Annotated in this window: 10 protein-coding genes and 2 tRNA genes; 8 read left to right on the top strand and 4 right to left on the bottom strand. The window is 41.1% G+C overall.

Translation table 11 applies throughout. The features are described 5' to 3' along the window. The first annotated feature begins 44 nt into the window (after window positions 1–44). The 7 genes from H5181_RS16925 (at window position 45) to H5181_RS16895 (ending at window position 7050) form a co-directional block, all read left to right on the top strand. A tRNA-Glu gene (locus tag H5181_RS16925) sits at window positions 45–120 on the top strand. Window positions 121–157: 37 nt separating this feature from the next. Continuing rightward, window positions 158–233: transfer RNA gene (locus H5181_RS16920), tRNA-Ala, on the top strand. A gap of 402 nt (window positions 234–635) precedes the next feature. Next, entirely contained in the window at window positions 636–1655 is a 1020-nt protein-coding gene (locus tag H5181_RS16915) for a TRAP transporter substrate-binding protein (protein WP_182751585.1), read from the top strand. Window positions 1656–1720: 65 nt separating this feature from the next. Next, a complete protein-coding gene (locus H5181_RS16910; RefSeq protein WP_041413121.1) occupies window positions 1721–2380 on the top strand; it encodes a TRAP transporter small permease in 660 nt (219 codons plus the stop codon). After that, the gene (locus H5181_RS16905; RefSeq protein ID WP_011638166.1) at window positions 2380–3777 is read left to right on the top strand and encodes a TRAP transporter large permease; all 1398 of its coding nucleotides are present in this window, start codon (window positions 2380–2382) and stop codon (window positions 3775–3777) included. The genes H5181_RS16910 and H5181_RS16905 overlap by 1 nt, the downstream gene beginning before the upstream one ends. A gap of 100 nt (window positions 3778–3877) precedes the next feature. Next, a complete protein-coding gene (locus H5181_RS16900; protein ID WP_182751584.1) occupies window positions 3878–5674 on the top strand; it encodes an ATP-binding protein in 1797 nt (598 codons plus the stop codon). 2 nt (window positions 5675–5676) lie between these two features. Further along, the gene (locus H5181_RS16895) at window positions 5677–7050 is read left to right on the top strand and encodes a sigma-54 dependent transcriptional regulator (RefSeq protein WP_011638168.1); all 1374 of its coding nucleotides are present in this window, start codon (window positions 5677–5679) and stop codon (window positions 7048–7050) included. Here the strand turns inward: H5181_RS16895 and H5181_RS16890 are convergent. From H5181_RS16890 to tesB, 3 genes are all read right to left on the bottom strand, one after another. Next, a complete protein-coding gene (locus H5181_RS16890) occupies window positions 7047–8282 on the bottom strand; it encodes an MFS transporter (protein ID WP_059744391.1) in 1236 nt (411 codons plus the stop codon). The genes H5181_RS16895 and H5181_RS16890 overlap by 4 nt on opposite strands. Before the next feature lie 102 nt (window positions 8283–8384). Next, window positions 8385–8786 (bottom strand): YbaY family lipoprotein, encoded by a 402-nt coding sequence (locus tag H5181_RS16885; RefSeq protein WP_011638170.1) that lies wholly within the window; start codon window positions 8784–8786, stop codon window positions 8385–8387. A 9-nt stretch (window positions 8787–8795) separates the two neighbouring features. Next, on the bottom strand, window positions 8796–9656 hold the full coding sequence (gene tesB, locus H5181_RS16880; protein ID WP_011638171.1) for an acyl-CoA thioesterase II: 861 nt from the start codon (window positions 9654–9656) through the stop codon (window positions 8796–8798). A gap of 207 nt (window positions 9657–9863) precedes the next feature. Between tesB and H5181_RS16875 the strand changes: the two genes are divergently transcribed. Then, window positions 9864–10757 (top strand): 1,4-dihydroxy-2-naphthoate polyprenyltransferase, encoded by an 894-nt coding sequence (locus H5181_RS16875; RefSeq protein ID WP_182751583.1) that lies wholly within the window; start codon window positions 9864–9866, stop codon window positions 10755–10757. Window positions 10758–10826: 69 nt separating this feature from the next. Here H5181_RS16875 and gndA read toward each other — a convergent pair whose 3' ends face one another. Further along, window positions 10827–12356: an NADP-dependent phosphogluconate dehydrogenase gene (gndA, locus tag H5181_RS16870; RefSeq protein WP_182751582.1), complete on the bottom strand. Its 1530-nt coding sequence runs from the start codon at window positions 12354–12356 to the stop codon at window positions 10827–10829. Window positions 12357–12484: the final 128 nt, after the last annotated feature.

Here is a 12484-nt window from a genome sequence, read left to right as displayed (position 1 = left end):
ACCAATGAGTATTCACTCGATACAGAGTATAACGTATCAAATGTGTCCCATTCGTCTAGAGGCCTAGGACACCGCCCTTTCACGGCGGTAACAGGGGTTCGAATCCCCTATGGGATACCATATTTTTCAAATTTTAGTTTTTAGTCAGCTAAAATTTGGGGCTATAGCTCAGCTGGGAGAGCGCTTCGCTGGCAGTGAAGAGGTCCACGGTTCGATCCCGTGTAGCTCCACCAATTATTTGGTATTTAATGCATATATTGCATTAATAGATTAACCACCGGAAGGTGGTTTTTTTATGTCTAATTTTTATATATCCCTCCTTTTAATTAAGACCATATAAGCTCATATTCCTCAGCCAGCAATAAATACCACCCTCATATCACGATCAGTGCAAATGTGTGACATCCCACCCATAAGGATTTTTTTACTGTGTGACAATCCACACATAAAATCACGCTCCTGTTTCCTTATTAAATTAAAGTTAATACATTTCATTGAGTTACAAATAATTAACATTCTGGCCTAATGCTTGCTATGTTTTATCTATCCTCATAAAACGTTTATGGCGTACTTGTTCTGGGACAAGTCACCACCTTGAGGAAAATATAACACTAAAAAAAAGGAAGTTAATTATCATGAAAAAATCGACCAGTACCTTTACAAATCCACTCAAGTCAATTGCTAAACTAGCGACTATTGCTACTATTCTTGCCGCGAGCTTTAATGTTTTTGCTGAACCTGTAGAAATTAAATTTTCGCATGTTGTTGCGGAAAATACTCCAAAAGGACAAATGGCACTTAAGTTTAAAGAATTAATTGAGCAACGTTTACCAGGTGAATATGTTGTTAACGTATTTCCTAACTCACAGTTATTTGGGGATAACAATGAGCTAGCAGCACTTCTGCTAAACGATGTGCAATTTGTGGCACCATCATTATCTAAGTTTGAGCGCTTTACCAAAAAACTACAGATTTTCGATTTACCTTTCTTGTTTGAAGATATGGCCGCAGTTGATCGTTTTCAGCAATCAGATTCAGGCCAAAAATTATTAAACGCGATGAACCGTAAAGGCCTTGTTGGTCTAGGTTATCTTCACAACGGTATGAAGCAGTTTTCTGCGAACGATCCTTTGGCATTACCAAAAGATGCGAATGGCAAAAAGTTCCGTATTATGGCATCTGACGTTATTGCAGCTCAGTTTGATGCTGTTGGTGCTATTCCAGTTAAAAAGCCCTTCTCTGAAGTGTTCACTCTGCTACAAACACGCGCTATTGATGGTCAAGAAAACACTTGGTCAAATACCTATTCAATGAAATTTTATGAGGTGCAAAGTCACATCACAGAAAGTAATCATGGCGTTTTAGATTATATGGTTGTGACCTCAAATACCTTCTGGAAAGGTCTACCCGCTGATAAACGTGCCATCTTTAAATCATCACTTGATGAAGCGATTGCTCTTGGTAATAAAATTGCTTCAGAAAAAGATAACCAAGATAGACAAGCGATTATTGATTCTAAGCGTTCAGAATTAGTCACGTTAACGCCTGCTGCACGCCAGCAATGGGTTAACGCAATGAAACCAGTTTGGGCTAAGTTTGAAGATCAAATTGGTAAAGACATGATTGATGCAGCACAAGCAGCTAATACTAAATAGTCTCAACACTTGACGTGGTACTGATGCATTATTGCATCAGTACCACCTTTTTTTATTCAAGGAGTATGACCGTGATTTCAAGACTATTTGGTTATTTTGAAGAAGGGTTCCTTAATTTATTAATTACATTAATGACGTTGCTGGTTTTTGGCGAAGTTATTGCCCGTTTCTTTTTTAATACCGGTTTTTTATGGATCCAAGAACTGACCCTTACTCTTTGTGGTTGGTTTGTACTATTTGGCATGTCCTATGGCGTGAAAGTAGGAGCACATATTGGTGTTGATGCGTTTGTGTCTAAGCTATCTGGTAAGCCACAGAAAGCGGTCGCTATCTTTGCGTGCCTGTGTTGCATTATTTACTGCGGAATGTTTTTAAAAGGAGCTTGGGACTACCTAAGCCAAATGTACCAAATTGGTATTCCAATGGAAGACATCGACTTTCCTGCGTGGTTTATTCATCAATTAGATCCAGATTTTGCTTGGGAAACATTGCGCATCGATATAGAAGATGGCGCTGTTCCTATTTGGTTATCTCAAAGTATTTTAATTATCGGATTTTCAATGCTCACATGGCGTTTTATAGAATTATTTATCGCTATTTTGCGCAATAAAGCTGTTGGTTTCCAACTGGCCGATGAAGCAAAAGACAGCATGCATTTAATCGATGAAGCTGCGCTATCCACATCATCAGAACAACTAGAAAAAAATGATAAGGAAGCGAAATAATGACTATAGCAACTCTATTTATAGCTTTATTTATTTGCATGATGATTGGTATGCCTATTGCTATCGCATTAGGTTTTTCAAGCATGCTAACTATTTTGTTATATTCAAATGATTCGCTCGCTTCAATAGTTTTAAAACTGTATGAGTCGACTTCAGAACACTACACTTTATTGGCAATTCCATTCTTTATTCTATCATCGGCATTTTTGTCTACTGGTGGCGTAGCAAGACGTATTATTGACTTTGCAATGGACAGCGTTGGTCATATACGCGGTGGTCTTGCTATGGCATCGGTGATGGCTTGTATGCTGTTTGCCGCGGTATCTGGTTCATCACCTGCAACTGTGGCTGCTATTGGCTCTATTGTTATTGTTGGTATGGTACGCGCAGGTTATCCAGAAAAATTTGCAGCAGGCGTTATCACTACTTCAGGTACCTTAGGCATTTTAATTCCACCATCGATTGTAATGCTGGTTTATGCGGCTGCGACAGAAGTGTCTGCCGCTAGAATGTTTATGGCTGGTTTAATTCCAGGCTTAATGATGGGTTGTATTTTAATGTTAGCAATCTACATTGTTGCACGAATTAAAAAACTGCCTTCGCGCCCTTTCCCTGGAATAAAAGCACTAAGCATATCAAGTGCTAAAGCAATGGGTGGATTAGCACTCATTCTTATTGTACTGGGTTCAATCTACGGTGGTGTTGCCAGTCCAACTGAAGCAGCGGCCGTAGCTTGTGTGTATGCTTACTTTATTGCAGTATTTGGCTATCGGGATATTGGACCACTCAAGAATGTTGCTTGGCGAAATAAACAAGAATCTTTAATCGGCGCCTCATTACGCAATATAGGGCACATGTTGCTTGCCGTTATTAAAACTCCAACCGACAAAGAAATCCGTCATGTAGTACGTGATGGCGCTAAAGTTAGCATTATGTTGTTGTTTATTATTGCTAATGCCATGCTGTTTGCTCACGTATTAACCACCGAGCGTATTCCACATATTATTGCCGAAACGATTGTCGGATTTGGATTACCCGCATGGGGTTTTTTGATCATCGTCAACTTATTGTTATTAGCTGCGGGTAACTTTATGGAGCCTTCAGCTATTCTGTTGATTATGGCGCCAATATTATTCCCTATCGCAACCCAGTTAGGTATCGATCCTATTCACTTAGGCATCATTATGGTGGTCAATATGGAGATAGGCATGCTCACACCGCCTGTAGGGCTCAATCTGTTTGTCACAGCAGGAATAACAGGAAAAAGTATGGGGTGGGTAATTCAATCGTGCCTGCCTTGGCTGGTATTGTTACTCGGTTTCTTGATGTTGATTACCTATATCCCTCAAATTTCACTATTTTTACCTGAGTATATAGACAAATTAAACGGCTATTAGCTTGATAATTCGCGTATTATAGACGAGCCTTAATTTATTAAGGCTCGTTTTTTTACACATGCTCAATAATCATCATAACTATTACCGATTGGGAATATGCATGCTTTCATTCTCGACTACCAAAAAACGTAAAATTGTACTGAGCATCATGCTCATCATCGGGTTATTACTGACCCTAAAAGTTACGTATTGGTATTTACTTGAACAGGGCACAAAGTCCATTGCTGAACAATCTGAAAAACAAATCAATGAACTGGTAATTTTTATTGATAACGCCCTTTCACACTACGAAAATATTCCAGCAGTGCTCGCGCAAAATCCCATCTTAGAGCAAGGGTTACTTGATCAACGCAATCCTCAAACAATCGAAAAACTTAACGCTTATTTATCTGAATTACAGCAAGTTACAGAGTCGTCAGATATTTACCTTACTGATGCGCTCGGAGTTGCTATTGCCGCCAGCAATTGGGATGTACCCAACTCTTTTATAAATCATGATTATTCATTTAGGCCCTACTTTATTGATGCTATATCAGGAAAGTCTGGACGATATTATGCAGTCGGTACCTCATCCAATAAGCGCGGATTCTACTTTGCTAATCCGGTATATCACAAGGGAGTGGTATTGGGTGTAGTGGTTGTGAAAGTTGATATAAGTTTGATTGAACAACAAAGTAGTGGCATTGCCATCGCAAGCCAATATGAGTTTATGATTAGCGATCCTGACAATATAGTGTTTCTTTCAAGCATTAATAGTTGGCGATTTAATTCATTAACGCCGCTAACACAGGCAAAACGTTTTGCACTTAATTCATCAAAACGCTATGCAAACCGACCCATTGGTGAGCTTAGCATTACCCCTAATTTTGCCTTAGGTGAGTCAAGCACGACTCAGGTATACCAAATCTCGTCTTCTGAAGGCAAAGAGAAGTATTTAGAACGCCACCAGTTAATGCCTAATGCTAACTGGAATGTGCATATTCTAGCCCCCATGAAACCGTTATATGAGTCTTTACCGCCTATTATGTTGCTAGCGGCGACACTTTACTTATTACTGGCCTTGTTTATTATTTACAGCTTAGAACGAAGAAAAAACTTTCTTCGGATGCGTCAAGCCCAAAACCTATTAGAACAACGCGTGAAAGAACGCACATTAGAGTTAGAACAAGCCAATACTCAACTTAAAGATACCCAAGACGAACTTATCCAAGCCGCAAAGCTTACGGTCATAGGCAGTCTGTCCGCCAGCATAAACCACGAACTCAATCAACCGCTAGCCGCACTACGTAGTTATGCGCAAAACACCCAAACTTTCATTGGCCGTAATATGATTGAAGATGCCAGCAGCAATATCAAAATCATGATAGAACTCACCGATAGGCTCGCAGATATTATTGGTCAGTTTAAAAGCTTTACGCGTAAATCTCAGGGTAAAGATAACGCCACCGAAATTAATCAATCGATTGAGCAAGCACTTACCATTGTTCAACCTGAAATGGACAAACAGGGTGTTAAGTTATCGCTGAAATTATTAACGGGTAAATGCCAAATATGGGGCGACAAAGTGCGATTACAGCAAGTGCTCGTTAATCTTATTAGTAACGCTATCGTCGCTATGCAACAATCTAACGAGCGACAATTACAAATCGAAGTCTACTGCGACAGTAAGGTCAATATAAGTATCCAAGACAGCGGTCCGGGTGTAAGAGAAAGCCAGATGAACAAAATTTTTGAACCTTACTATACCACCAGTGAGCGTCAAGGATTGGGCTTAGGGTTGTCCATCTCGCAACGTATTATTGAGTCAATGCAAGGTTCTATTACTGTCGAGAATGCCATACCCGGTGGGGCTATTTTTCATATCATTTTGCCACTTTATTTACGTGAGGAAGTGTAAACGTGACTCAAATACAAGACATCAATAATTATCAAGTCATTATTGTTGATGATGAACCTCATATCGGCATCGTATTACAGCAATTATTTAAGCTAGAGAATATCAGCGCGCTGGCGATTACGAACCCGCAATATATAGCTAACCAAATAACCGCTAACTGGCCAGGCATAGTGATTTCTGATGTCAATATGCCGCAACTCGATGGCTTAAGTTTATTGCAACAACTGAAAAAACAAGACAATGACTTACCTGTAGTACTATTAACGGGTTTTGGTGATATCGCCATGGCGGTAGACGCACTCAAAAAAGGTGCTTACGACTTTATCGAAAAACCATTTAACAACGAACATATACTCGATGTGACCAAACGCGCATTAGATAAACGTGCGCTAACACTTGAGAACCGTAAACTTAAACGCGAACTTGAATCGCACATAGCACCTGGCCCACGTATTTTAGGCAGTAGTCCTGGTGTAATGAAAATGCGCCACCTTATTGACCAAGTGCTAGACACACCGGCAGATATCATGATTGAAGGTGAAACAGGCGCAGGTAAAGAACTTGTCGCCCGATACCTGCATGACCACAGCTATCGTAACAAAGCCAATTTTGTCGCCATTAATTGCGGTGCAATCCCTGAAAACCTCATTGAAAGTGAACTCTTTGGTGCTGAATCGGGTGCTTTCACTGGCATAGACAAACGCCGGATTGGTAAGTTTGAATATGCTAATGGTGGCACGCTACTTCTGGATGAAATAGAAAGCACTCCTATGGCTTTACAGGTTAAATTACTGCGAGTCTTGGAAGATCGTAAAGTCGAACGATTAGGATCAAATACACCGATAAATTTAGACATAAGAGTTATTGCCGCAACAAAATTAAACTTGCAACAACTGTGTGAAGAAGGGAAATTCAGACAAGATTTATTGTACCGACTTAACCTGGTGACCATTGTCATTCCTCCACTACGAGATCGCCGAGAAGACATTCCATTACTGTTTTTACATTTTGCCAGAATTGCTTCTGCCCGTTACCATAAAGCACTCATTGCATTAAATCCCCAGCAAACCATGGTGCTAACCTCTCACGACTGGCCAGGCAATGTACGCGAGTTGCGCAACTTAGCAGAGCGTTATGTATTACTGGGTGCAGAAGCCGCTTTTGCGGGCAATTTAGACAGCCACACGACTATGCACACTAGCATGTCGCTTCAACAACGAGTTGAGTTCTTTGAGAGGATGTTGATTGAAGAAGCTTTAAGCCATAACAAAGGCAGTATTAAGCTAACAATGGAGCAACTCGAATTACCGCGTAAGACCTTGTACGACAAAATGCGTAAGTTTGACTTAGACCGTAAACAATTTATCGAGAGTTAGCTCGCTTTGGATACATCAATAACCTGTTGTTGATGTATCCCTAAACGCCAGATAGCCACTAAAAGCAGTGCCAAAAGGCTCATCGATCCGACAACCACTCCATTCCATTCTGCTTCGTGCCAAAATAGCATTAAATAAGGCCCTCCCAGAGATGCACCAAGATAGTAGCAACATAAATACAGCGATGTAGCCTTAGCACGATGACTGGTTGCACGGATAGCTACAAACGAATTGCAACAGCTATGAGTTAAGAAAAATCCGCAAGCACTGATCAAAAAGCCCACCACAATAGCAGTCAATGTATCCACTAAGGTCAACAACGTGCCTGCGACCATCAAGCATAACGCCACCCTAAATAATGGCATCGAGCCATAGCGCATAATCCATTTTGCCGACAAATAAGAAGCGAAGGTGCCACTTGAATAACATAGAAAAATCAAGGTTGCATTAAAGCGACTTAAACCATAAGGTTCAGCCATAATATGCAATTGAATAAAGCTAAATTGATTAACCATCATCATAAATGCTAAGCCACCAATGGCATAAGCAAGGCGCATCTGCGAGTCTGACAAATGGAACATAAAGCCATCGATGTCTTGCTTTACTTTATGCATCAAAGAGACTTTTTGCTTTACCACTGGGGGCTTAATTTCTTTACGCGGCAATAAATACGTTACCAATGCCACTCCCATTAACGTTACCAAAAATATCAACCCCATAGACGACTGCCACGATAAATTTTGGGCCATTAACCCACCGAAAATTCGTCCTGCGATGCCACCCATACTGTTGGCCATAATGTATACGGCAGCAGCTTTTAGCATAAAGGAAGGAGCCAATTGCTCTTTAAAATAGGCCATCGAAATCGCAGGAACAGCAGCAAGCAAAATACCTTGAAGTAAACGAACCCAAAGTAAGTCATCAAAAGTCTGAGCAAAAATCAACAATATATTAGATGCAGCAAGTAACCATAAACTCACCACAATAGGGGCCAACCGTCCTATCCGGTCAGATAAAACCGCATAAAAAAGTAATGAAAAAGCTAAGGTAAAACTGGTAACCGATAACACCAAAGTAGCTTGTGCGCCAGACACATCAAAATGTTCCGCTATAGACGGCAGCATGCCTTGTACTGTGTACAAATTAATGTAAATCACCATAGAAGCGATGCACAAGGCCCAAATTAAACGAGTTTGCGCATGCGAACGATAAGTCTGAGATAACTCTGTCATAAACAACCTAAACAGCACATTAGGGTAGAAAACAGATTATTACCCGCCAAATAAATAGATCAATGACGGGCATAAGAGTTTGTGAACTAGATTACGAAGTGGTTATTTAACGCGTTTCATTAACACTTGAGTGGTAAATTGACCGTTACTGATCACACGGAACTTATCATACGTTTGAAAAATAGCATTTCCTTGATAAGTGATCATTGCCACAACACCGTAATCAACACCGCTTTTGACTAACTCAGCAGGTAAGGTGAATTTAAATGGAACGGGTGCTCTGGCTATATCAAAGTTTTTTTGAGAAATAATCGCCCCCGGAGTATTGAAATCAATCAATGCGATGTTAATTTTACACCCCTGTGGTAAAGCAATTTTTTCTATATAGCCAGCATAGCCATTTACAATAACAGGTTTTTCAGGCTCAATCGTCACACAACCATTCAGCATAATGGCGATCAAAGTGACAACCGCGAATTGTATCCCTTTCTTAATTATTAACATGTTAGCGTCCTACTTGGTCATTCTGATTAAACCTTCCTGTGTGGCAGAAGCCACAAGACGTCCTTGCTGATCAAAAAACTGCCCTTTTACAAATCCACGTCCACCGCCTGCATTGGGGCTATCAATACAGTACAAGAGCCATTCTCCCATATTAAATGGGCGATGGAACCACATGGCATGATCAATAGTGGCCATACGCATACCTGGAGTTAAAAAAGACACCCCATGGGGCTGAGTTGCTGTGGCTAAAAAATTAAAATCCGATGCGTAAGCGAGTAAATACTCTTGAATACTGTGATCCGATGGTACTTGTCCATTGGCACGTAGCCATACATACCCTTTTGCCTCTGTGGTGTTTGGCGCGATAGGATGAACTGGGTTAACTAAACGCATTTCAATCGGAGAGTCTGCCATAAATTTTTCGAGCATTTTCGCAGGTACTTTATCACGCATGGTCACTGCAAGTTCTTGCTGATTCAATAAACCTTCAGGTCCGGGCACATCAGGCATGACATCTTGATGATTAAAGCCTTCTTCAACCGTTTGGAACGAACAGGTCATATAAAAAATAGGTCGACCTTTCTGAATCGCTTTCACTCTACGCGCACTAAAGCTTCCTCCGTCGCGCATATTTTCAACATCGTAAATAATCGGTAGCTTTTCGTCACCGGCACGTAAAAAGTATGAGTGTAAAGAATGTACATGACGGTCTTCACTAACCGTTTGTTTTGCAGCACTTAACGCTTGCCCCATCACCTGGCCACCAAACACGTGCCCGAAGCCTAAATCTTGACTCTGGCCGCGAAACAGACCTAACTCAATCTTCTCAAGTGACAACAATGACAATAAATCGTTTAATACCTGACTCATAACACCTTCTCTACAACTTGGATTAACGTTAAGGTTACCTCAGTTAAGCTGATGTTTTCTAGCTTATTCTATGGTAATAGCTGAATTAAAGTCATCTTGTGACAAATCACAAAATAGTGATGCAACGCAAATATTCATATCTGCAGCCTTATTGAATATTTGGTATGCTATTAGACATAACTAATCAACAGTGCGTCTCACAATATTATGCAACCTAGCTCAATGCAATCATGGTTTATGGCTATCCGTCCTCGTACGTTACCGGCGGCAATCGGTCCATTATTAATTGGAAACATGCTCGCGATTGGGCTCGAACAATTTAGCTTACTCATCGCCTTCACCTCAATGCTATGTGCGGTATTATTGCAAATTTCAGTTAATCTCGCTAATGACTACTTTGACTTTAAGAATGGTATCGACACCGAAGAGCGTCTCGGTCCAATAAGAGTCACTCAAAGCGGCATACTTGCGCCTTCATCAGTACGAAACGCCATGATCGGTTGCCTTATTACATCACTATTAGTGGGTTCATTACTGATCGTTCACGGTGGCTGGCCCATTGCCATTCTTGCAGCAGCCTCTATATTGGGCGCGTTGTGTTATAGCGGAGGCCCCTACCCACTTGCGTCACATGGATTAGGTGAAATTGCTGCATTTGTATTTTTCGGCTTAGTCGCCGTTGTTGGCAGTTACTATTTACAAGCAGGCACCACCACCATGACAGCGTGGTTACTTGGCTGTGCCATTGGCTTTTTTAATGCAGCCATCATGCTAGTCAACAATACTAGAGACATTTCTACCGACACTAAAGCAGGTAAAAATACCCTTGCGGTACGAATTGGTGAAGCACAAGCTAAAGTGTTGTACCAAAGTTTTGTCTATTTACCATTTGGTATCATTATCGCGGGATTCTTGCTCGGGTCACTCGATGGATTACCTGTATTATTATCGGGAGCATCATTAATCATTGCGCGTAATCTCAGCCGCGAATTTTACGATAACTCAGGTGAAGCATTAAATCCGATCCTTGGACAAACAGCTAAATTGACGATGATTTTTAGCATCTTATTTAGCATTGGATTGTACTTTTCGCTAACCTAACCATTTGCCTTAGCTAAATAAAAAAGGCGCTTCATTGTAAAATGAAGCGCTTTTTTAACGTAAGCGTAATTACACCTTAGACAAAGTGCGTTGTTTTGCACTCCAATCTAAATGGTATTTCTCACCAGCGGGCTTATCGGTGCGCTCAAAAGTATGTGAACCGAAAAAGTCGCGCTGACCTTGTAATAAATTAGCGGGTAATGTCTCACAGCGGTAACTGTCGTAATAGGCAATAGCCGAACTAATACAAGGTGCAGGAATGCCTTGCATAACAGAGGCTGCAACCGTTTTACGCCAGTTAAGGTGTTTTTGCGACAATGTCTGGCTAAAAGTGTCGGCCATTAATAAGTTTGCTAGGTTTGCATCTTCTTGATAAGCCTGAGTAATAGACTGCAAGAATGTCGCTCGAATAATACAACCCGCTCGCCAAATTTTAGCAATTTCAGCAAAATCTAAAGACCAATTTTGCTCTTTAGCATTCATCGCCATCAACTGGAAACCTTGAGCATAACAGCACACTTTAGCGCAATATAATGCATCTTCAAGGTTAGCAATAAACTCAGCTTTTTCAGCATCACTAAAACTGACTGGTGCAGGTCCTGCTAACTTCGAACTTAGCTGCATACGCAAGTTTTTCTGAGTACTCACAGCGCGTGCATAAACAGCTTCTGCAATCGTTGGCGCTGGGCAACCAATTTGCAAGCTGCTCACTGCAGTCCATAAACCAGTGCCTTTTTGGCCTGCTTTATCTAAAATCATTTCAACTAACGGCTTGCCAGTTAAGGGATCGTCTTGTTGTAAGACTTCAGCACTAATCCCCATAAGGTAACTGTTAAGAATACCTTTATTCCAACCATTGAACACATCACCGATGTCATGGGCAGACATGCCTAAGCCGTCACTGAGTAACTGGTAAGCTTCGCAAATAAGTTGCATATCCGCATATTCAATGCCGTTATGAACCATTTTAACGTAATGACCAGAACCAGCAGGACCAATATAAGTCGTACATGGCTCACCTTCGGTTACTGGATTGCCAGGCTCAAAACGCTCAATCGGTAAACCTGTTACAGAATCCACTTTAGCAGCAATGGCTTTCCAAATTGGTTCGACATAACGCCATGCTTTTTCATCTCCACTAGGCATTAGCGATGGACCATAACGTGCACCTACTTCGCCACCAGACACTGCAGAGCTAAAGAAAACAAACTTATCTTTATAACGTGCTTCGCGTTCTACCGTATCGGTCCAAAGGCTGTTACCCGTATCAATAACGATATCATTGGCTTCAATACCAGCTTCGATTAACGATTTACACACACCGTCAACAGGCCCACCAGCAGGCACAGATAAAACAATCACTCGAGGTTCAACTAATTTAGCCAGCATTTCTGTAAGATTATTACATGACTGCATGCGCGGTGCCGTACCTGCTTTGCGCTCACTTTCTTCTTGAGCCACAGCGGCGTTGACTTTTGGAGTATCTAAATCGAAAACTGCAACATGGTAGCCGTTGTCAGCAATGTTTAATGCGAGGTTCTTGCCCATAACACCAAGGCCGATAACGCCGACGTGAGATTGTTGGGTGTGGTTATTCATAGTGTATGTTTCCACAGGTCACAGAGATTAATCGCGTAGTGCGAATCCATTTGGGTGGCAAGTATAGCGATTCTTGTAACTAAATTACCAGTCACAAAACGCGGAAACGCTGTTTTTTACAATGTATG

Origin of the sequence: Shewanella sp. SG44-2, from assembly GCF_014164215.1 — a bacterium.
Lineage (GTDB): Bacteria > Pseudomonadota > Gammaproteobacteria > Enterobacterales > Shewanellaceae > Shewanella > Shewanella frigidimarina.
This window is presented reverse-complemented; position numbering and strand designations above follow the sequence as displayed.

Bases quoted from the DNA above. Each gene is read 5' to 3' on its own strand.
- H5181_RS16885 (WP_011638170.1), bottom strand. From the start codon at position 8,786: ATGTTAATAATTAAGAAAGGGATACAATTCGCGGTTGTCACTTTGATC.
- H5181_RS16915 (WP_182751585.1), top strand. From the start codon at position 636: ATGAAAAAATCGACCAGTACCTTTACAAATCCACTCAAGTCAATTGCT.
- H5181_RS16890 (WP_059744391.1), bottom strand. From the start codon at position 8,282: ATGACAGAGTTATCTCAGACTTATCGTTCGCATGCGCAAACTCGTTTA.
- H5181_RS16875 (WP_182751583.1), top strand. From the start codon at position 9,864: ATGCAACCTAGCTCAATGCAATCATGGTTTATGGCTATCCGTCCTCGT.
- H5181_RS16900 (WP_182751584.1), top strand. From the start codon at position 3,878: ATGCTTTCATTCTCGACTACCAAAAAACGTAAAATTGTACTGAGCATC.
- H5181_RS16910 (WP_041413121.1), top strand. From the start codon at position 1,721: ATGACCGTGATTTCAAGACTATTTGGTTATTTTGAAGAAGGGTTCCTT.
- gndA (WP_182751582.1), bottom strand. From the start codon at position 12,356: ATGAATAACCACACCCAACAATCTCACGTCGGCGTTATCGGCCTTGGT.
- H5181_RS16905 (WP_011638166.1), top strand. From the start codon at position 2,380: ATGACTATAGCAACTCTATTTATAGCTTTATTTATTTGCATGATGATT.
- tesB (WP_011638171.1), bottom strand. From the start codon at position 9,656: ATGAGTCAGGTATTAAACGATTTATTGTCATTGTTGTCACTTGAGAAG.